This is a genomic window from Ruegeria sp. YTSA064, assembly GCF_059610325.1.
In genome coordinates this window covers 122,720-142,300 of sequence record NZ_JBXWNK010000013.1, presented here as the reverse complement: position 1 = coordinate 142,300, position 19,581 = coordinate 122,720, and the positions used below count along the sequence as shown (strand labels likewise).

Annotated in this window: 20 protein-coding genes, 1 tRNA gene and 1 pseudogene; 8 read left to right on the top strand and 14 right to left on the bottom strand. The window is 53.1% G+C overall.

What is annotated here, in order from left to right; genetic code table 11:
- Positions 1-309: 309 nt before the first annotated feature.
- From AC2FI7_RS18965 to AC2FI7_RS18935, 7 genes and pseudogenes are all read right to left on the bottom strand, one after another.
- Positions 310-1,803 carry a cryptochrome/photolyase family protein gene (locus AC2FI7_RS18965; protein ID WP_496815722.1) on the bottom strand — a complete coding sequence of 498 codons (1,494 nt, stop codon included), beginning with the start codon at positions 1,801-1,803 and terminating at the stop codon, positions 310-312.
- 3 nt (positions 1,804-1,806) lie between these two features.
- The gene (locus tag AC2FI7_RS18960; RefSeq protein WP_496815721.1) at positions 1,807-3,051 is read right to left on the bottom strand and encodes an FAD-binding domain-containing protein; all 1,245 of its coding nucleotides are present in this window, start codon (positions 3,049-3,051) and stop codon (positions 1,807-1,809) included.
- Positions 3,048-3,179 (bottom strand): DUF2256 domain-containing protein, encoded by a 132-nt coding sequence (locus AC2FI7_RS18955; RefSeq protein WP_238528841.1) that lies wholly within the window; start codon positions 3,177-3,179, stop codon positions 3,048-3,050. The genes AC2FI7_RS18960 and AC2FI7_RS18955 overlap by 4 nt, the downstream gene beginning before the upstream one ends.
- A gap of 2 nt (positions 3,180-3,181) precedes the next feature.
- On the bottom strand, positions 3,182-4,696 hold the full coding sequence (locus tag AC2FI7_RS18950) for an FAD-binding domain-containing protein (RefSeq protein WP_496815720.1): 1,515 nt from the start codon (positions 4,694-4,696) through the stop codon (positions 3,182-3,184).
- A 924-nt stretch (positions 4,697-5,620) separates the two neighbouring features.
- Entirely contained in the window at positions 5,621-6,004 is a 384-nt protein-coding gene (locus AC2FI7_RS18945) for a thiol-disulfide oxidoreductase DCC family protein (protein ID WP_202945043.1), read from the bottom strand.
- Positions 5,970-6,500 (bottom strand): annotated as a pseudogene (locus AC2FI7_RS18940) (AarF/UbiB family protein); the annotation flags it as partial. The pseudogene AC2FI7_RS18940 and the gene AC2FI7_RS18945, both read right to left, overlap by 35 nt.
- 83 nt (positions 6,501-6,583) lie before the next feature.
- Positions 6,584-7,702 (bottom strand): pyridoxal phosphate-dependent aminotransferase, encoded by a 1,119-nt coding sequence (locus tag AC2FI7_RS18935; RefSeq protein ID WP_496815719.1) that lies wholly within the window; start codon positions 7,700-7,702, stop codon positions 6,584-6,586.
- 41 nt (positions 7,703-7,743) lie between these two features.
- Between AC2FI7_RS18935 and AC2FI7_RS18930 the strand changes: the two genes are divergently transcribed.
- Positions 7,744-8,499 (top strand): N-acyl homoserine lactonase family protein, encoded by a 756-nt coding sequence (locus AC2FI7_RS18930; RefSeq protein ID WP_496815718.1) that lies wholly within the window; start codon positions 7,744-7,746, stop codon positions 8,497-8,499.
- A 48-nt stretch (positions 8,500-8,547) separates the two neighbouring features.
- Here AC2FI7_RS18930 and AC2FI7_RS18925 read toward each other — a convergent pair whose 3' ends face one another.
- Both AC2FI7_RS18925 and AC2FI7_RS18920 read right to left on the bottom strand, forming a co-directional pair.
- The gene (locus tag AC2FI7_RS18925) at positions 8,548-9,276 is read right to left on the bottom strand and encodes an SDR family NAD(P)-dependent oxidoreductase (RefSeq protein ID WP_010443153.1); all 729 of its coding nucleotides are present in this window, start codon (positions 9,274-9,276) and stop codon (positions 8,548-8,550) included.
- Between the two features lie 392 nt (positions 9,277-9,668).
- Entirely contained in the window at positions 9,669-9,884 is a 216-nt protein-coding gene (locus AC2FI7_RS18920; protein ID WP_147437046.1) for a hypothetical protein, read from the bottom strand.
- A gap of 10 nt (positions 9,885-9,894) precedes the next feature.
- On the opposite strand from AC2FI7_RS18920, the gene AC2FI7_RS18915 reads away from it, so the two are divergent.
- The 5 genes from AC2FI7_RS18915 to AC2FI7_RS18895 all read left to right on the top strand — a co-directional run bounded on the left by AC2FI7_RS18915 (position 9,895) and on the right by AC2FI7_RS18895 (position 13,242).
- Complete coding sequence (locus AC2FI7_RS18915; RefSeq protein WP_083829033.1) at positions 9,895-10,104, top strand: HupE/UreJ family protein; 210 nt, start codon at positions 9,895-9,897, stop codon at positions 10,102-10,104.
- 470 nt (positions 10,105-10,574) lie between these two features.
- Positions 10,575-10,820 (top strand): hypothetical protein, encoded by a 246-nt coding sequence (locus tag AC2FI7_RS18910; protein WP_010443151.1) that lies wholly within the window; start codon positions 10,575-10,577, stop codon positions 10,818-10,820.
- A gap of 484 nt (positions 10,821-11,304) precedes the next feature.
- Positions 11,305-11,862 (top strand): exonuclease domain-containing protein, encoded by a 558-nt coding sequence (locus AC2FI7_RS18905; RefSeq protein WP_010443150.1) that lies wholly within the window; start codon positions 11,305-11,307, stop codon positions 11,860-11,862.
- Positions 11,778-12,323, top strand: coding sequence for a hypothetical protein (locus AC2FI7_RS18900; protein ID WP_238528843.1), 546 nt, complete (start codon positions 11,778-11,780; stop codon positions 12,321-12,323). The genes AC2FI7_RS18905 and AC2FI7_RS18900 overlap by 85 nt, the downstream gene beginning before the upstream one ends.
- 373 nt (positions 12,324-12,696) lie before the next feature.
- Positions 12,697-13,242, top strand: a complete 546-nt coding sequence (locus tag AC2FI7_RS18895) for an RNA 2'-phosphotransferase (RefSeq protein ID WP_010443148.1) — start codon at positions 12,697-12,699, stop codon at positions 13,240-13,242.
- 177 nt (positions 13,243-13,419) lie between these two features.
- Here AC2FI7_RS18895 and AC2FI7_RS18890 read toward each other — a convergent pair.
- Positions 13,420-13,495 (bottom strand) — tRNA-Lys (locus tag AC2FI7_RS18890).
- A gap of 211 nt (positions 13,496-13,706) precedes the next feature.
- Here AC2FI7_RS18890 and dapF point away from each other — a divergent pair.
- Together dapF and mtaB are read left to right on the top strand one after the other, a co-directional pair.
- Positions 13,707-14,549 (top strand): diaminopimelate epimerase, encoded by an 843-nt coding sequence (dapF, locus tag AC2FI7_RS18885; RefSeq protein WP_010443147.1) that lies wholly within the window; start codon positions 13,707-13,709, stop codon positions 14,547-14,549.
- Entirely contained in the window at positions 14,546-15,829 is a 1,284-nt protein-coding gene (mtaB, locus tag AC2FI7_RS18880) for a tRNA (N(6)-L-threonylcarbamoyladenosine(37)-C(2))-methylthiotransferase MtaB (RefSeq protein ID WP_010443146.1), read from the top strand. The genes dapF and mtaB overlap by 4 nt, the downstream gene beginning before the upstream one ends.
- Here the strand turns inward: mtaB and AC2FI7_RS18875 are convergent.
- The 4 genes from AC2FI7_RS18875 to petA form a co-directional block, all read right to left on the bottom strand.
- A complete protein-coding gene (locus AC2FI7_RS18875; protein ID WP_496815717.1) occupies positions 15,820-16,281 on the bottom strand; it encodes a cupin domain-containing protein in 462 nt (153 codons plus the stop codon). The two genes, mtaB and AC2FI7_RS18875, sit on opposite strands and share 10 nt — an antisense overlap.
- A gap of 129 nt (positions 16,282-16,410) precedes the next feature.
- The gene (locus AC2FI7_RS18870) at positions 16,411-17,199 is read right to left on the bottom strand and encodes a cytochrome c1 (protein ID WP_010443144.1); all 789 of its coding nucleotides are present in this window, start codon (positions 17,197-17,199) and stop codon (positions 16,411-16,413) included.
- Between the two features lie 17 nt (positions 17,200-17,216).
- On the bottom strand, positions 17,217-18,548 hold the full coding sequence (gene petB, locus AC2FI7_RS18865) for a cytochrome b (protein ID WP_010443143.1): 1,332 nt from the start codon (positions 18,546-18,548) through the stop codon (positions 17,217-17,219).
- A gap of 14 nt (positions 18,549-18,562) precedes the next feature.
- Positions 18,563-19,147: a ubiquinol-cytochrome c reductase iron-sulfur subunit gene (gene petA / locus AC2FI7_RS18860; RefSeq protein ID WP_010443142.1), complete on the bottom strand. Its 585-nt coding sequence runs from the start codon at positions 19,145-19,147 to the stop codon at positions 18,563-18,565.
- Between the last annotated feature and the right edge of the window lie 434 nt (positions 19,148-19,581).

Genomic DNA, 19,581 nt, shown 5'->3' with positions numbered 1-19,581 from the left:
GTTGTAGCGAATGGCGACTTTGAGCCCAATGTGGCCGGTACAAGACTTAATATCAAATGCCGCTAGTATGCTTCCGGTTTGATCCGAGAGATTCCCAAAGAAAAATAAGTAGCGGTTGGGCACAAAGACAATTCACCGATCAGAAGTGTCGCTGGCCTTCGAAAACCTGATCAAAGAGCTAAATTAAAAAAATCAAACAGTCATATGTCTTCTTTGGTAATAGCGTTAAATTGTCATACTTAGCCGGTCCCAAAGCCTATCTTTAGGTGAGTCCTCAATCTCAGTTATCCGCTGTCATAAAGCCCGCGCTCATGCTATCCGTCGCAAAAAGGTTTCGGCTGTCGTGACATGCTTGTTTTTGACTTCTGGCGACATGCGTCCCGCCGTACGGCACATCATCGCCCATCGAGGATTGCCAGCAAGTCTGTCGGTGTGTTTCAGAATGAATCGCCAGTAAAGGCCGTCCCATATGTCGGACCAAGGCCCTTTGCCCCAATGGCTCATTTTGCGAACGTAGTTTGAACCGGAAAAGTACGGTTTGGTGGTGATTAAACCGCCATCGGCATGCTGGCTCATCGCGTAGGCATTTGGAACCATTACCCAATCATAGCTGTCGACGAACATTTCCATGAACCAGCGATAGACATGGTCCGGATCAATCTCACACAGAAACATGAAACCGCCCAGTACCATAAGGCGTTCAATGTGATGGCAATACCCAGTTTTGAGTACCCTTTTGATCGTGTCGTCCAGCGGATCAATACCAGTGGTTCCATCATAGAAAGAGCGGGGTATGGGGCGGTGATGGCCCCAATGATTTGTTGTGCGCATCTGCACTCCAAGGTCCTCATATGTCGCGCGCATGAACTCGCGCCAGCCAATGATCTGCCGGATGAATCCTTCTACCGAGTTCAGGGGAATGCTCTTTCGATCCGCATGCGCGAGGGCCGCGTCCAAAACTTGTTTGGGCGTCAACAATCCTATGTTCAAAACAGGCGTGAGAACGGCATGCCATAGCCAGTTTTCGCCCTCGACAATGGCATCTTCATAGTCGCCAAAACGTTCGAATCGCCGCTCCAGAAACTGCGCTAGCCAATCGGATGCAGCTTTATGTGATGTCGGATAATATAGCGTTTCCAGACTGCCCAGTGCATTTGGAAAATCAGCTAGAACGCTCACTTTTGCGGCTTCATCAACTGCATCATGGTCAGGCCAGTCGATCCACGGCAGGCTATCCAACAGCGCTTTGGGTACTTTTTTGCGGTTTTCTTCGTCAAAGCTCCACTGTCCGCCAGTCGGTTGACCGCTGTCCATTAACACGTTCAAGCGCCGGCGTTGGCTTTTGTAGAACTCGGCCATGAGCCAACGTTTTCGACCGGCAGACCAATTCAGATTGTCGGCCCGCGTATTCAGAAAGCCGGGTGATGGCTGGATATCAAGCGTGATTTCGGTATTGCTAGCCGCCGCGCGCAACCGTCTTTCTGCGATGAAGTCTACTGGATCAGCCATAACTATTCGGCTGACACCGCGATCGCGCAGACTTTGAAACAATCGCAGACATGCGCCCGGTTGCCGCTCAAAGGGCCATATCGTGGCATCAAGTCCCTTGGCGACCAAGCGGTTACAATAGCGCGCCATAGAAGCGCGGTGCAGCCAAAGCTTTTGCTTGTGCATTGTGGCCGGATAATGCGCATCGCCAAAGAACAGCGGATCCTCGAAAAGCACAGCAGTGTCTGGCTGGGCGACCAGACCCGGGTGTTGGGCAAACAATTGGTTGGGGAGTAGAAGGGTGGCAGTGGACACGGGTTAAAGTCTTCGTTGGAAGGGCAGGTTCAATTGATCCAAGAGCAATGGGATCTTCTTTCGAAGGCCGAAGTATCCGGCCCTTGCATGAGGCCACGTTATCGCGTCGTACGGCCGCATTATCCTGATCAATGATAGACCTGCATCTCTCAATAAGGGTTCCACACGATCCAATCGTGACCGAGTGGGGCCAACAGGCGAGTAGGCTGTTGCAATGGTCGTGACACCCGCATTTCGCGCTGCCTCGATCAGCGGACCACACCAGTCGTCGGCCGATTTTACGGGTTTTTCGTAGGGTTCAAGGGCGCTGCTGATCGCGCCCTTGGCAAAGTCTTTTGCGGCGTCTCCCATCGGGTTTGGAGACCGGCCATGCGTCGCTAAAAGCCCGATCGCGGTAGCAGGCGATGTCGGCATTACGCTTTCACCTGACAGATCATCCTCCGTCAACAGCAACAGATAAGGACAGTCTGGGGGTGAGCGCGGGCTCGAAAGAGGAATGAGCGGGTGATCTACTTGCTCGGTCAACGGTTCTGCAAATTTGGCGAGGCCTTTTGGTTGAAACCGTCCTTCAGTGTATTTGGCAATATTGTCAGGTCGCGCGAGGTAGGTTTTGCCTTTCGTGTGCAATCCGCCAACCCACCGCCAGCTCAGCGTGTTCGATGAGGGATCGCCATCCAGCAAGTGTCGCAAAAAGAAATCTGCCCCAAGCTGCCACGGTAAACGAAGCGTAAAAATCCAAATTGAAGCAAACCACATGCGCGTATGATTATGAAGGTAGCCAGTCGCCACCAGTTCCTGAGCCCAATGATCAAAACAGTCGATGCCTGTATTGCCCTTAACGGCTTCATTGAAGCGGATCTCTAGGTCTTCGTCACTTGCTAGCCGCTCACAAGCGCTCAACAAGTCCCGCTGATATAGTGCCCAGACGCTGGGCCTTTGTTCCAGCCAGCCCTTGAAGTACGTGCGCCAAAACACTTCTTGCACGAACTTTTCTGCCACGTTGAAACCATGCGCGGCCAGTACCGTTGCCAGAACCTCTTTCTCCGTTATCAAACGGTGGCGCAGCCACGGCGACAAAGCTGATACATTGCAGCGTCGCTCGGTCCCAAAATCGTAGTTCCGCGTACTTGTATATCGCCGCCCAGTGCGGCCAACGAACTGCTTCAGCCTTTCCAGACCAGTGGTACGTGTAGGTTTGAAGCTGATTGTTTCTTTCGCTTTCGCGAGTTCTAGAAATTTCTCGGTCATGCAGCCGACCTGCATTTTTTTGAGCAGTATTTCACTTCATCCCAAACGCTTTCCCATTTCTTGCGCCAGGTGAAAGGGCGCTGACAGACCGGGCAGATTTTTTGCGGCAAATCGACTTTCTTCCGCATTTTCATGACTGCTCCCCAAAAGGTAAGTCGAGTTGCTTTTGACCTTGAGACGCCCGCGGGCCTCTGCGAGCATTCGGTCTTGTCTTTCGGCTTGCGTGTTTTGTCGCGATGGCTCGTGCTTTGGTGCGAAACTCCGCACTTCGGCGTACGCCCCAAACCCGCTCGCGCGCGGCCTTGGCTGCCGTGAGATGGTCAAAAACGGGCTCTGGATAGAGCTTTCCAAGGATTTGCTTCGCGTTTTGAGCTTTCCAGGGTTCGTGGATGTGCTGATCCGCGATTTGGCGTAACTCCGGCACCCATGTCAGAATGAACAACCCTTTTGGATCCTGATCATGGCCCTGCTTAACCGGATTATAAATCCGCACAGTATTGATGCCGGTAGTGCCTGATTGCATCTGTACCTGGTTCCAGTGAATGCCTGGTTCGTAGTCAGTAAACATGCGCGCTAAATGCTCCCCCGGGGCCCACCAATCCAGCCAGAGATGATAACTCGCCGTGGCCATCACCATTCCGCGCATCCGAAAATTGAGCCAGCCGGTCGCTTGCAACGACCGCATGCATGCGTCGAAAAATGGATACCCGGTTTCGCCGTTGGACCAAGCAGCCAAGAGTTCAGCATCTGGTGCCGTGGGACGAAGACCGTCGTATAGCCGATGCAGGTTTTCAAACTCAATCCGAGGTTCATCCTCAAGTTTCTGAATAAAATGGCAATGCCAATGCAATCGGCCCGAGAACGAGCGAAGCGATTTGCGCCATTCCCTTGCATGCGGTGGCAATCTGCGTCTTTGCTTTTCAGTAGCTTGCGAAACCTCGCGCATCGAAAGCGCCCCCCAAGCCAGGTAGGGCGATAGCCGCGAACACGCAACGGCCCCCTCCAACGGGCTGGACATTTCGCGTTGGTATCTTTTGCCACGGTGGATCAAAAAGCTGTTCAACCGTTCCAAACCCGCAGTTCGCCCACCGGCTTGACGACTCGTACATGAATCGTTCCCCAAGCCGAGGTCGCGCCCCGTGGGAATATATCCTGGTTCTATGCTGATATGCTCTAGCGCAACTGGTGAAGAAATGGGAAGAGCCATAAATCTATCCCAACGTTCCGCCCAGCCGTCACGGGATTTGAGCCTGCGAAAAACGCCATGGTTCTGCACTTCGTGCCACCGCACAGTATGATTCCTGCACCATGCAGCGACCTGGCGATCCCGCTGATACGTCCATCTGTTTCCTGTTTCCTCGTGTGACCAAAGGACGTCAATTAGACCACGGTCTTTCAACTCGGAAAGGACCGACACAATTTGCCCGGTGCGAACAACAAGTGGCTGGCCCAATTTCCCGAGCTCTTTTCGTAAACCAGCGATTGTCTCAGCAACAAAGTCCCACTGCCGTTTTGAAGCGTCGCCTTGCTGCCAAAGCTCTGGTTCAACCACGTAGAGTGGCAGAACTGGCCCGACCTCAGACGCTTGCGCTATTGCCGGATGATCATTTATCCGTAAATCCCGTTTGAACCAAACAACCTGCACGACACCTCCGTTCTTCAAGTATTGTACGTGTGGCCGCAAAGAATGGATCTTTGTTCCAAACTCCTCTCCATTCCGCTGTCGACGCAGCCTTTGCACCGGCGCTATCGGCCTTTGGCACTCGAAGTTTGGAAGTTTCCGCGAACTCACTGATGAGCGTTTGGCCTGAAGAAGGAGACCTAGGCGAAAGTGACATAGTTGTTGAAGACTCTGAGCCCAACAACACCATGCCCAGAACCGGATGGCCCAGCTTTATTTTGTTCGAATTCTGATTTCTAAGTACAGGTTAAGAAAAAGACCACCACAACGATCTGTATGCCACCATGCACCTCTGGCACCATTGGCGGCGAACCCCAGAACATCCGCCCCCAAAGCACCGTTGGTGGGAGAAAGCTAAATTTAAACCGAACCATCCAGTTTGCGTATCGAAATCGGTAATCTAGGCTCATGCAGCATATAGCCTCGCCGATCATTCGATACGAAAACCACTGAATTTTCTGCCATAGTCATTCTTTTGTGCCGGCGATTTTTAAGTACTCTTCGGCAATCATCGATGTAACTACAAACCTCACGCCTCATTCGACATATTTGCCGGTACACCTGCAATTCCAGCGAAGCTGCCGTTAAGTCTGAATTGCAGCATCCCAAGTTGCGACTTCATAGCGCATCTGTGCGCCACAGCTGCCCCCTCTTTTCTTTGGTTTTTGCGCTAGCTCTTACAAATGTACCGGCGATACCCAAGAGGTATGGGCGAACAAAATGTACAAAACGGATAATGCTGACGTTGCACTCAATTCTAATGACACCGATCAATCCCTTACTACGGTATACGAAGCGTGAATAAGGCGCAAATGTTGCCAAGTACGGATTCGAGAACGTTATTGACGGGCTAATCCCGCCTTTGGAAATAGCCATAGTCTAGGTTGATCATGTTGACGAACTCGTCCTGTTAACTGGCTTCGCTCCAAAGCAAGACGCGATGCTCGAAAGCGTCGACCTTAAGGGCAGGAAAACCCGGTATGCAAGTTCTAGCAGAGGCGTTACCCCCGGTAAGCCTGCCACGCGTGCCAACCAACGCCATTTGGGTAAAGCACCCCAGAGTTCCGCGAACCCGCGCGCACCGGACACAAGTTTTCCATCTGGTCGGCGCACAGTGAATCGATTCATCGCTTCTTGTCGCGTTAGATTTGGACCAACACGAGCATTGGGTTCTGAAACGTCGACAAACCGCAGGTGTTCAGCGCCCTGGCAAGAAGCATAATGCCCGATCTCAACGGAGCAAATCTGAGATGCGAACCAGAGCAGCAACATTGGCGACATCGCTGTCGATACTGCGCGCGATACCGGGATATTGCATTTTGATCGCCACATCGCGCCCGTCTTTAATAGTTGCACGATGTACTTGCCCTATGCTTGCAGCCGCTACAGGCCTAACATTGAAAGCTTTGAAGGATTTTCGCCAATCTGGACCCCAGGCTCGATTCAAGACATCACGCAATTGTTTAGGCGGCATGAAATGCGCCTGATCTCGTAAACGCGCCATGATGTCAGCCAGTTCAGACGGCAAGACCTCACCTGCATCCATCGAAATCAACTGACCCACCTTCATCGCGGCCCCTCGCATACGCGCAAGCTGATCCGCGATTCGTGTCACGTTGCCGGGTGTCATCAACAAACCACGCATATCGGGTCGCGCACCGCGACCGATCTCTCTTAGGGCGCGTGCTGCCATGTTCCCCGCAATGCCTGCCGTCATGCTGCTCAAACCGGCAAAGCTTCCAGCACATGGCGGGTGAACTTGCACCATCAAGACGCTCAATGTCAGCTTTGATCGGGCAGCACTTTTTGACCGGCGTTGCAGGCCGAGAAGCCGAAATGAGTGTCCTAAATCTACCAGTTCGCCAATAGTTCGCCCATGCGCTCTAGGCCAAGGTCGAGGTTGGCAGCAGTACCTCCCCCCACGCCCAGTCGGATGTGGTTCTGCATCCCGTAAGACGAACCCGGTAAAAGAAATGTCCGATAGGGATCGGCGAGCAAGCGTTTGGCGAAAACGTCGCCATCAATCCCATCGAGCAGTGCCAAACCAATCAATCCAGCCTGAGGTTTGACCCAATCGAGGCGGGGTTGATCGGCAGCAAACCGATCCAGGCGTTCCAGCGTTTCCATCCCAGTTGCCCGTGCAGTTTTTATAGCCTGATTATATCGGCCAGGCCTTAGGGCGATTTCGGCGATGACTTCACCGAGAATATTCATAATTTCGCTCGAGTTTTCCCGCAGAATAATAGCGTCCCAAATCAGATCTGGATCACGGCATATCATCCACCCGGTGCGTAGCCTCTGGAGCCCCAGTGCCTTGGAAACGCTGCCCGTCGTGATACCCCTAGGATACAAACCGGCAATCGAAGGGGCGCGGGATCCGACCCACTCCAATCCTGCATAAACCTCGTCAACAACCAGCCATGCGCCGACACGATCTGCGATTTGGGCAAGCCTTTCCAGCTCTGCTTGTTTCATCAACTGCCCGGTGGGGTTATTGGGGTTGGTTATAAAGATAAGCCGCGTGCGTTCTGTTACTGCAGCCTCAACTTTGTCGAGCGGCAATACCCAACCAGCACTCTCTTCACTGTCGACAACTCTTAGTGTCGCTCCAACCGCCTCTGCCAAGACGCCCGCTTGTGGCCAACCCGGGCGTTCCGTTACGACTTCGTCGCCCGGTTGGACCAATTGCATGAATGCAAGATAATTGGCTTCTGCAGCGCCGGCGGTGATCAGAACGTCGTCTGGCTTGCAGACATCAGACAAGCCGGCGCGGTCCAAGACATGTCGTCGTAAAGCAGGCAGACCCCGAAAGCTCATTTGGTTCCAATCCAACGGCAGCGCTGGATCCAGCGCATCCATGAACTCACCCAAACGCGGCGACTCGGACAAGGAAAACCCAACGAAAGCTTCTGGATCCGTTTCTGTGGTATCCAGTAGGTACTGAAAGAGTGTGTGTATCTTGACTTTCATGCTCTACTCTAAATCTTTTTAGTCAATCAGGGAGATAGTCTGTGCAAGCAGAGGGATTTGTCAAAGGGCGACCGATTGACCTTGCGGTTTTGGACTACGGGCTGTTCAAGGTCCATTCCACTGGCCGTATCATAGGTATCTGCGGGTTTCTGATCCGGACAGATTTAGGAGAGGCAATACTCATCGACACTGGATTTCCTGAAAAATACGCGATTGATACCGACGCCGCAGTCAAAGAAGATCGATTGTTCGAGTTTGGCAAGGTTCTGAAGTGCGAACCAGATAATCTGCCACGCGCACAGCTGGCAAAACTCGGACTCGTTCCGTCGAATATTACGTTGCAAATTTGTACGCACACCCATATCGACCACATCGGCGCTTTGGGCGACTTTCCAAGCAGTCCAATTCTTATCTCTTCTGCGGAGCGAGCCTTACCTCGCCCCTTGTATTGGGGCGACATGCGGCCTTTGGAATGGCCCGATCAGAATTATCTCTTGGTTGATGGCGACGTAGAGATTGGGCCGGGTATCTTCGTTTTGAAGGCACCCGGTCATGCGCCTGGCCAGATCGCGATAATGGTCGATCTTCCGTCGGGGGCGATTTTATTAACCAGTGATGCGATTTCCCGACCAGCAGAAATCGACGAGAAGTTTGCCGGGTCTTGGGACGAAGATGCAGCGATTGCCAGCGCAGACAGGTTGATGCGTCTAGCATCCGAGCGAGATGCCTTTGTAATCTATGGGCATTGTCCAAAGCAGTGGCCTGTTCTGAAAAAAGCACCAGGAGTCTACAGATGATCCCACCCCGTGAACCATTTTCCATAAATACAACGGTGCGCCTAGGAGTTATCTGACGTCGCGTCCTTGGTTCAGAATAATCACATTCCCACTGGAAACATCACCGGCCGGCGAAATTAGAAAACCGACCCAAGACGCGATTTGCTCAGGTAGCATCGCGCGACCATGCGGCATGGCACTAACGGCTTTCTCCAAGACTTCCTCAGTTAATACACTGAACAATGGTGTCTCAGTCATGGCAGGAGCCAGAGAATTCACACAGATCTTTTCCTGTGCGTATCGACGGGCGAGATCTTTCGTAAGAGTATCCAACGCCGCTTTTGACGCCCGGTAGTGCGGAGGGTCGAACACATCGAAATTGTAAGCTCCGTTCGATGAGATATTTACAATCTTTTTGATGCCTTCGCGTTCCAACATCAACTGAACCGCCTGCTGGCAACAGTGGAACGCGGAGTTGAAGTTGATTGTCATCTGCTGTTCGAGTTCTTCGGGCGGAATGTGCGGGAAGTCAGACATGTAGCAGGTGCCCGCGTTGTTTATCAAAGCATCCAGACCGCCATACTCTGACCTAATTCCATCAAACGTATGAGCGGTAGCAATGGGATCTGTTAAGTCAACGCAGATAGGCGTGAAATCCGAACCCAGTTCTGCCGCAAGTTCGTCTAGTCGCTCTTCACTGAGGTCCAGCCCAATTACATGAAACCCATTTGTCCGCAATTGGCGACAGATGGCCTGACCCATCCTTCCCGCAGCGCCGGTCACAACCGCTGTTTTCATAATCACTCCTCCAACCATGGCCATATCTGGGGTACTGCGAGCTAAAAAATTCGCAACCCTTTCATCCGAAAGCGGTGAAAGTCAATTCTCTTCGAATTCGGTGCACGTCCGTTGAGGGCTCAAGCTCGATTTCGCAAAGTCCACTTTCCGCGCGTTTCTAACATTTTTCTGCCAGGATGCTGCGTAGTAGCGAACTGGAGCTTCGTCCGCATTGCGGTCGTTCGCTGCAACTTGCTTGAACGTCTACTTTGCGGACGAAGCGGACCTTGATGGTCACAGACTGAACGTCGGCTTCTGGCATTGTTGCGTGAGCTGTTTCTACGGGGCAATTAAAAACTGGCTGTCCGTTTCGAGCAAACTTACAATGCCCGGCAACTTTCTTGTTCTATCTTCTACTTTCTGACAAGAATTGCATGTTCCCGCTCTATAACCTTTTCCCAATCGCCTTGTGCTTTCAGACCGGTCGAAGAGTCTCCCATTAGCGAAGTAACCATCAATCTACCACGCGCTTTCGCTTCTTCTTTCGAAAACCCGGCCTGTTCAAACATCCAGGCGGCGAACTGGAATCGTTTGCCGATGGTTCTTTGATACGCTTCTCTTACCTTCACCTCCCCAAATATCTGGCAAAACCTACTTGCCTTCAATCTTGGCGTCGAGCTTGGCCAAGTCGCCATTATTCTTGCGCTCTGGCCTGCCTTGATAATGTGTCGGCGCGTGAACTCGAGCTTGTGGATGTACCTACGTGTGGGCTTGGCCGGTGGATGTGCGGCTATCGCTTGCTATTGGACCTTTAAGCGAGTTGCCGAGGTTTATTCCACGTTGGCTTAAGGTCATTGCGATGGCGCGTGCCGTGATGGTCGCCTGGGAGAAAAGCGGACATTCGGCTGTTCCGCAGCATAAGACAGATTGGGCTAAGTGCAGCCATTCGCTGCGATCCGTCTGACTGACCTCTTCGCGGACAAAGCCGTCATTTACCGTCTATACGAGCGTTGTTAAGCTGTCATCCATGTGGCGTTCCGTGCAACACCAGCGCCCAATTTCTATTGTTTGCGGGGGTGAGGCTATTTCCATCCCTTCCCGAGACGCAACACTTGCCTACTTTGCGAATTCAACTGCGGCTGCTGGAATTTCGGGCAATCTACTCTTTTTCATGTTCTGGGTGCCTGGCATTTTGCATCGCGGTTGCGTGCGTTGTGGATTTTTTAGAAACAGCTTGTTTCGAATATATTAATTGTCAAATTTGATCCGGTGAACGACGTCAAACGTAAGCCCTATATCGAAACAAATGGGGGCTAAAAATGAAAAAGCTTTTCGTACTTTCCACTACCGCGCTCATCGCGTTCACTGCACCTGCCATGGCTAACGGTAATTCCGATGCCGCGAAAAATATGGCGGACACTCTTTCCAGTACGCCGGGAATTGGAGCTGCCGCACCGTCGGTCAGTGGTAAAAACGCTATCGATGGTATCAAGAGTGATAGCGGTTGGGGCAACGCCGGCAGTCGTGTGGTTTCGGGACAGCAAGTCTCTCGCGGAAAGAAATAATAAACCACCCTCGTGTACCGAACTTAGTTGGGCACAAGTTATCATTTTTGGAGGGCGCCGTTCAAATGATCGGCGTCCTTACTTTGCTTTTTGTGTCGCGTCTCAGTTGGAATAATCCGCAATCCGCATCTGGTCGGCTTGACTATGATGCTAGGCAAATCCGCCGCCTCTGAAGAGCTTGTTCTTGAGTTCAAAGGCGCGATAGCAATAATTTCTCAGACGATGCAAAGCTGTCGTTAGCCAACCCGCGCGCTTGATGCTATGCAGTCCGCAGAAATGGACACTAGACGTTTCAGCAAAGACACGGATACTTCAAAGCTCAAATGGATGGCTGTGTAATTTCGTGCCTAGTAAGCCGCAGTTCATTCAAGTGTGGTCAGGAATACGTGGGCCATAACGACTGGCAGGTACATGGGTTATCGTTGAAACGCAGGAAACAAGATCCTTTTAGCGTCTCCGTGCTCTGGGTGAACAGTTTCAGAACATGGGTTTTGTGTTCTATGATTTCGAAACGACAGGAGTTTCAGTCGCATTCGACCAACCGCTTCAGTTCGCTGCGGTTCTCACAGACGAAAGACTTAATGAAGTCGAACGGGTCGAACTGCGGTGTCGATTGGCACCACATGTTATTCCTTCTCCGTACGCATTGATCGTAACTGGTATTTGTCACGAACAGCTTGTTGACCCGGATCTACCGGAGCTCTTTGAGTTTACTCAGGCCATTATGGATTGTTTGACGCGATGGTCGCCCGCTACGTGGGTTGGCTATAATTCCATCAGATTTGATGAAGAAGTCCTAAGCCAAGCATTCTATCAAAATCTCCAACCGAAGATCTATGCCACACAATTGAACGGCAACAAGAGATTGGACATTCTCACGGCGGTCTATGCAGTATGGTGTCGCAGCCGAAGCTTGTTAAACTGGCCGATTGACGACAAAGGCCGACCGGTTTTTAGTTGGACCGTTTGGCCCCTGAGAACGGGTTCGACAGTCATGATGCGCATGACGCGCTCGGTGACGTTGAAGCCACGCTGCACCTAGCACGCAAAATCGCTTTTGGTGATCCGGAACTTTGGTCGAGCCTACTTGAAAACCGCGACAAAAAGCGTGTCTTAGATAAGCTCAGCAACTTCCAACCATTTGAGCTTGTTTCGCGGTTTGGCGGAGGACCTCCTGAGCCCTACATCGGCTGCTTTTGCGGAGTTTCCCCAAGCAATCCTTCGGTGGCGGCTTTTTTAGACCTCGTGAAGGCTGATCCATCTGAACTTATTGAGGCCAGCGATACGACGATCCTTCGAGCAATCAACGGTTCACCGAATGTAATCCGCAGGTTCGCCGGAAGCTCCAAACCCAAGAAAGATCCGACACATTCAATCGTCAGATGGTTCAATGCCTGTGTAATTTCTTTCGCTTCCATGGATCTGAAACTACTCGAGTATCGACTCAACCATCAAGCAAGTATGCTTCACAAATATTGTGCCTCTTGGTTGTTTCCATGCTGAACCAAGAAGAAACTCTTATGCTGTGAATGCTGGAAGTTTGCCCTGAAAGCCCGGCTTTTGAGCCCCGTCGGGGCAATGATTGAAAAACCGCCCTCAACCCCTCGCGTTGCAGTGTCGTACTAGACCCGAGCTTTTCTGGCACCGACAGACAGGCCTAGTGATCTGAAAGGCATGATTGATGAGCCGTTCTGATGGCGTAGATGCGTTCCAGCCATCGGTAATGCTGAGCTTGTTCACTTCACTGAAGACCGGTCGAAATCCAATCACAGCGAAAAGCCAAATTCGCGCTAATGCGTGAAACTACCTATTCAATTCCTAACTGACAAGCTTCGTGGTAAAAGCCAATCAATCCAGTATCTGAAGCAATTCATCAATGAGCAGAGAAAGCAAGTTTTTGAGCCTGGTGCTTCGGCACAAGCCTGAGGAGATCGGTCTTCAGCTCGATAAGCATGGGTGGGTTCGTGTTGATGAACTCTTGCGGAAGCTGAAGAAAGCCAATCGCAAGCTTAGCCGCGACGAACTCATTCAGCTTGTCGAAAACAACGATAAGAAGCGCTTCACTCTGTCCGAGGATGGCTTGCGGATCAGGGCAGCTCAAGGTCACTCAATTGATGTGGATCTGGGTCTGGAGCCTCAATGTCCACCTGACGAACTATACCACAGTACAGCCAGCGCAAATCTTGATGCAATATTCTCCGAGGGCTTAATTTCTGGGCGTCGCCACCAGGTTCATCTATCTTTGGATCCAGACACAGCCAAGCGCGTTGGCCAACGACACGGCAAACCTGTTGTGCTACGCGTCGAGGCACAACGAATGTTCAACGACGGTTTTGAGTTTTTACGCGCTGACAACGGTGTCTGGCTCACAGCCAAGGTTCCAGCAACCTATTTGGGATTTGGTTCGACTGCAGAACAATAACTAAGCCCATCTATACCGGACTCGTTGAGTAGGGGTAGTTATTCAACCAGATCTACGGGCATTGAGCTTCCTATTGCGCATACGAGACACATGATGCAGAGCTCAGAATTTATCCCGCAACAGGGATAAACCTCTGTCAAAAGAGACAAACTTCGTGTCATCTTTCATTGAACACAGTGGTGAGCCGTGCAGGATTCGAACCTGCGACCCACTGATTAAAAGTCAGTTGCTCTACCAACTGAGCTAACGGCCCACTCTTTTGTTGGATCTCGATGATCCGTGGCGCTCTGTAAGGTATTTACCCAACCGGGTTCAAGACCTAAATTTGCACCTCGGCACGCTTTTGTCTGATGTCAGTCCAGCGCCCCGATAGGCGGCCTAATTAGGCAGGTGGCGCTGGGGGGTCAACCCCTATTTTGTGGAATCTTTAGGACAGGCTGGATTCATTTTGTCGCCGGGGTTATATGCCCGCAATGCAAACCCTAAACGATACCGGATTGCCCATTATGAAGATGCACGGGCTGGGCAATGACTTTGTCGTTGTGGATGCGCGCGCGCATACGATTCCGATCACACCCAAGATGGCCAGGGGAATTGGACATCGGCAGTTTGGCGTGGGTTTCGACCAGCTCGCGGTGATCGAAAGCGGAGATGCAGATGCGCATCTGGTGTTCTACAACGCCGATGGGTCGACCTCGGCAGCCTGTGGCAACGCAACGCGATGTATTGCCAGGTTCTTGCTGGATGAAACTGGCAGATCGGATCTGACTCTCACGACAGAACGCGGCACTCTGCAGGCACGGGACGCAGGAAATGGCCTGACATCAGTCAACATGGGCCAACCTCAGCTTCTTTGGAATGAGATTCCCCTGACCGAAGAAATGGACACGCTTGAACTCCCCATCGAAGGGGGGCCAACAGCAACCGGAATGGGTAATCCGCATTGCACTTTCTTTGTCGACGATGCGGAGGCGATCCCTCTCGAAGATTTCGGTGCGCGTTATGAACACCATCCGCTCTATCCTGAACGTACCAACGTGCAGGTAGCACAGATCGCAGGGCCAGACAAAATCCGCATGCGCGTCTGGGAGCGCGGTGTTGGGATCACCTTGGCTTCGGGGTCATCATCCTGTGCCACTGCCGTCGCAGCGGCCCGGCGTGGACTTACCGGGCGCCAGGTACAAGTTGATCTTGACGGTGGGACTATATGGATCGACTGGCGCGATGATGGCGTCTGGATGACGGGGCCAACAGTCCACGTTTTTTCGGGTACGCTCACGCCGGAATTTCTGAGGTCTCTGGAATGAATCCGCCCAAGTTCAGTACTCTGGGTTGCCGCCTGAACGCCTACGAGACCGAGGCGATGAAAGAGCTGTCACAGCTGGCGGGCCTTAGCGATGCGGTGATCGTAAACACTTGTGCGGTGACTGCTGAGGCCGTGCGCAAGGCGCGGCAGGAAATTCGCAAGCTGCGGCGGGAAAATCCCGACGCTCGCCTGATTGTCACCGGCTGTGCCGCGCAGACTGAGCCAGAGACATTCGCGCGCATGGATGAGGTCGACGCGGTAATCGGAAACACCGAAAAGATGCGGCCCGAAACCTGGAAAGGAATGGCTGCTGATTTCATCGGTCAGACCGAAGCCGTGCAGGTAGATGACATCATGTCTGTTACCGAAACGGCGGGCCATCTGATCGACGGTTTTGGCACCCGCTCACGCGCCTACGTACAGGTCCAGAACGGGTGCGACCATCGGTGTACTTTCTGCATCATCCCCTATGGCCGCGGAAACTCTCGCAGCGTCCCTGCAGGCGTCGTGGTGGACCAGATCAAGCGGCTGGTCGATAGGGGCTATAACGAAGTTGTCCTGACCGGAGTTGACCTGACCTCATGGGGCGCGGACCTGCCTGCGCAACCCAAGTTTGGTGATCTGGTCATGCGCATCCTGAAACTGGTGCCGGACCTTCAGCGCCTGCGGATCAGTTCGATCGACTCGATCGAGGTGGACGAGAATCTGATGCAAGCTATTGCGACCGAACCGCGCCTGATGCCGCATCTGCATCTGTCGCTACAGCATGGTGATGATCTGATCCTGAAGCGCATGAAACGTCGCCACCTGCGCGATGATGCCATCCGCTTTACGGAAGAGGCTCGTAAGTTGCGCCCGGATATGACATTTGGGGCCGATATCATCGCAGGCTTCCCGACAGAGTCCGAAGACCATTTCGAGAATTCTCTAAAACTGGTCAACGACTGCGACCTGACCTGGCTGCATGTGTTTCCTTATTCAAAACGCGAAGGAACTCCCGCTGCTCGCATTCCACAGCAGGTGAACGGAAACGTAATCAAGGAGCGGGCCGCCCGCTTACGCGCTGCCGGGGATGCCAAGGTTGCGAAGCATCTTTCAGAACAGGTTGGAAGGCATCACAACATACTGATGGAAAACCCTCATATGGGGCGGACGGAACAGTTCACCGAAGTCACTTTTGCGCAGCCTCAAATTGAAGGGCAGATCGTGCGCGGGGTGATCACAGGCACATCAGGTACGCAGTTGCAGGCCCAACCCTGTGCTCAGGTCAGTCAAAGATAGACGACACCGAATTCCCGCTCGATCAACTCAAAGTCCTGTTCGCCACTCTCGTTCTGCCGGGAGGTTTCGGCCATGAACGCTTCGACGCGGTCGCCGGGGAAAATGTAGCTGATCATACGCACATCCTGATCGCTATTGTTTTTCATATAGTGGGAAACTCCGCGCGGGCAGTGAATGGTATCCCCTGCGCCGGCGCTGACCCACGTGTCACCAATCTTCGCATCAACCGTGCCTTGAAGAATGTGAAACGTCTGATCCTCCCATTTATGGTAATGATCGGGCACCGCGCCTCCTGGAGCCATAACGCCGTCCGAGATTACGTATTCTCCGTCGGTGGCCTCTTTGCCCACAACAACTCCGACATACTCATTCGGGGCCATCATGTATTTCTTGCTGCCATCCCAATGCTGAATGACAACCTGTTTACGTGTGGCTTCGATTTTGTCTGCCATCGATAAGCTCCTTCGGAATTTCTGTATTCGCTATCTGGGAACTCGTGGCCTGAATTCTAGTAGGCACCAAAGAAGAAACCCCGCAACCGAAAGGTGCGGGGGTCCTTTAATAGACAATCCGGTTGGATATTAGTCCTTGCGGATCTTGCCCTTGTGGGGCGCCCACAGGCGCTTGTTCACCAGATAAAGCAGCACAGACAGAACCGTCAGGAACAGAACACCGACGAACCCGGCATTCTTGCGGCCCATCATCTTTGGCTCAGCGGTCCACATCAGGAAGGCCGCAACGTCTTCCGACATGGCTTCAACCGTTGCTGGATGACCATCTGCGAATTCGACCTGATCCTCGGCCAATGGCGGTGCCATCGAGATCCAGCCACCCGGGAAGGCCTTGTTCTCATAAAGAACCGTGCCCGCCTCTTCCTTCTCTTCGCCGGTATAGCCGTCAAGCAATGATGCGATATATTCCGCACCACCCATGCCTTTGACCAGTTGGTTAATCCCCAGGCCGTATGGGCCATGGAATCCGGCACGGGCCTTCGCCATCAAGCTCAGGTCCGGTGCGCCAACGCCAGTATTGGCCGGGAAGTGGTCGGTCGGGATTGCCGGGCGGAAATCGTCCAGCTCGGGATCAAACACTTCGAAATTATCGGCCGCATAGGTGATGACCTGTTCTTCCGAATATCCCAGATCCTCAAGCGTCCGCAGCGGTATGTATTGCAGACCATGGCACGCCGCGCAGACCTCGGTGTAGATCTGCAGACCGCGCTGAAGCTGGTTCTGATCCCAGGTGCCAAACGGACCTTCGAACGAAAAGTCAAAGTCCTCGATGTGCTGCTCACCGCCACCTGCCGCAAAGGTCGAGGCGGGCGCAAGGGCCAGAGCAAACGCGGCACCGATTGCAAGTTTCTTGAACATGATTCCGGTCCCTCTTCTTACTCGGCCGGCGTGGCGTCGGCGTCAGCCTTGCCATAATGCGCGTTGAAGTCTTCTTCGATGGTTTCCGGCTGTGCCAGAGGTTTCTCGATCACACCAAGGATCGGCAGGATCACGAAGAAATATGCGAACCAGTAGGCGGACGCGATCAGCGAGAAGGTCGCATAGGGTTCTTCCGCGGGCATCGCACCCAGCCACATCAGGGCAAAGAAGTCGATGACCAGCAGGTAGAACCACCATTTGAACATCGGGCGGTATTTGCCCGAACGCACGGTCGATGTGTCCAGCCAAGGTGCCAGAGCCATTGCAAGGATCGCACCGAACATCGCCAGAACACCGAAGAACTTGGCATCGATGATGCCGCCGGTGATGAAGCTGGCGAACTGAACGACCCAGACCTCGCCGGTGAACGCACGCAGAATCGCGTAGAACGGCAGGAAGTACCATTCAGGAACGATGTGCGCAGGTGTGACCAGCGGGTTGGCTTCGATGTAGTTATCCGGGTGGCCCAGATAGTTCGGCATGTAACCCACGATGGCCCAGAACACGACCAGAATGACGGCCAGAGCGAACAGGTCCTTGATCACGAAATAGGGCCAGAACGGCAGCGTGTCTTTCTCGGCCTCGGCTTTCGAACCACGGCGTACTTCAACACCCGTAGGGTTGTTGTTGCCAGTGGTGTGGAAGGCCCAGATATGCACGATGACCAGCGCTGCGATAACGAAAGGCAGCAGGTAGTGCAGAGAGAAGAAACGGTTCAGCGTGGCGTTGTCCACCGCAGGTCCGCCCAGCAGCCAGGTCTGAATCGCGTCACCCACAAACGGGATCGCTCCAAACAGGCCGGTGATCACGGTCGCACCCCAGAAGGACATCTGGCCCCAGGGCAGAACGTAACCCATGAAGGCAGTGCCCATCATCATCAGGTAGATCAGCATACCGATGATCCACGTGATCTCACGCGGGGCTTTGTACGAGCCGTAGAACAGGCCGCGGAAAATGTGAATGTAGACCGCAACAAAGAACAGAGACGCGCCGTTCATGTGCAGATACCGCAGCATATAGCCGCCATTCACGTTGCGCATGATGTGTTCGATGCTGGCAAAGGCCAGATCGACATGCGGGGTATAGTGCATCACCAGAACGATACCGGTGACGATTTGCAGCGCCAGACAGAACGTCAGAACGATACCCCAAATCCACATCCAGTTCAGGTTCTTTGGGGTCGGGATCATCAGGGTATCATACAGCAGGCCGACAATCGGCAGGCGGCTGTTCAGCCACTTTTCGCCGCTTGTCTTCGGCTCGTAATGATCGTGGGGAATTCCGGACATAAGTTGGGTCTCCCTTAGCCGAGTTTGATTGTGCTGTTGTCCACCCATTCAGCGGGTGGGACAGGCAGGTTCTCGGGCGCGGGGCCCTTACGGATACGGCCGGCCAGATCGTAGTGCGAACCGTGGCAGGGGCAGAACCAGCCGCCGAAATCACCGGCATCGCCCAGCGGCACACATCCAAGGTGAGTACAGACGCCCATCTGAACGATCCATGCACCCGGCGCTTCGCCTTCGGGCGACGGCATGACGCGGTTGGCGTCAGTTGCCGGTGCATCGGCTGCAATATTGAAGTTACGCGCCAGCGGATCAGGCAGAGCATCCACGCCTTCGGCGTCCTGCTCTTTGGCTTCCTGGATCTCGGCACCAGTTCGGTGACGGATGAAAACAGGTTTGCCCAACCACTTCACGGTCAGCTGCGTGCCCGTCTCAACCCCGCTGACGTCAACACGGATCGAGGACAGCGCCTGAACGTCTGCCGAGGGATTCATTTGATTTACCAGGGGCCAAACGGCAGCCCCCGTCGCAACGACACCTGCGCCGCCAGCGACGTAGTACAGAAAATCTCTGCGGGTGCCTTCGTGGTCTTCAGCGTGGGACACGAGGTTATCTCCGAATTGTCTGGCGCCCGCGAACGGGCATATAGCTCGCGCACCGCATGAACTGCGGCGTCTTAAAGGGGGTATCTATCGGGGAGAATAGAGTTCGTCCAGCGCTCTTAAACGCGCAATACGCCGCATCTAAGCAATCATGTCACGGTGAAAGGGTAAAATTTCAATATCAAATGCAGATTTTAGTCTTCTGGGCAGCCACTAGGTCCGGCGGTCATGTGGTGTGATTCGGGGCTGGCCTGCGGATTGGCGCATCCGGGTTTATCCACCTTGACTCCCTCTTAAGATCGTCGAAATGACACTGAATTTGCCAGAGTTTTGCCACGATATTTTCCAAGTTAACGCGAACATGATGAGATTAAATTGTTAATTTAAAATAGATATTTCAAAGATATAGCAGAATATCCAATTCCGATTGCACTCAT

Bases quoted from the DNA above. Each gene is read 5' to 3' on its own strand.
- AC2FI7_RS18875 (WP_496815717.1), bottom strand. From the start codon at position 16,281: ATGGCAGACAAAATCGAAGCCACACGTAAACAGGTTGTCATTCAGCAT.
- AC2FI7_RS18895 (WP_010443148.1), top strand. From the start codon at position 12,697: ATGAGCAGAGAAAGCAAGTTTTTGAGCCTGGTGCTTCGGCACAAGCCT.
- AC2FI7_RS18925 (WP_010443153.1), bottom strand. From the start codon at position 9,276: ATGAAAACAGCGGTTGTGACCGGCGCTGCGGGAAGGATGGGTCAGGCC.
- dapF (WP_010443147.1), top strand. From the start codon at position 13,707: ATGCCCGCAATGCAAACCCTAAACGATACCGGATTGCCCATTATGAAG.
- AC2FI7_RS18945 (WP_202945043.1), bottom strand. From the start codon at position 6,004: ATGTTGCTGCTCTGGTTCGCATCTCAGATTTGCTCCGTTGAGATCGGG.
- AC2FI7_RS18960 (WP_496815721.1), bottom strand. From the start codon at position 3,051: ATGACCGAGAAATTTCTAGAACTCGCGAAAGCGAAAGAAACAATCAGC.
- AC2FI7_RS18955 (WP_238528841.1), bottom strand. From the start codon at position 3,179: ATGCGGAAGAAAGTCGATTTGCCGCAAAAAATCTGCCCGGTCTGTCAG.
- AC2FI7_RS18910 (WP_010443151.1), top strand. From the start codon at position 10,575: ATGAAAAAGCTTTTCGTACTTTCCACTACCGCGCTCATCGCGTTCACT.
- AC2FI7_RS18905 (WP_010443150.1), top strand. From the start codon at position 11,305: ATGGGTTTTGTGTTCTATGATTTCGAAACGACAGGAGTTTCAGTCGCA.
- AC2FI7_RS18935 (WP_496815719.1), bottom strand. From the start codon at position 7,702: ATGAAAGTCAAGATACACACACTCTTTCAGTACCTACTGGATACCACA.
- petB (WP_010443143.1), bottom strand. From the start codon at position 18,548: ATGTCCGGAATTCCCCACGATCATTACGAGCCGAAGACAAGCGGCGAA.
- AC2FI7_RS18870 (WP_010443144.1), bottom strand. From the start codon at position 17,199: ATGTTCAAGAAACTTGCAATCGGTGCCGCGTTTGCTCTGGCCCTTGCG.
- mtaB (WP_010443146.1), top strand. From the start codon at position 14,546: ATGAATCCGCCCAAGTTCAGTACTCTGGGTTGCCGCCTGAACGCCTAC.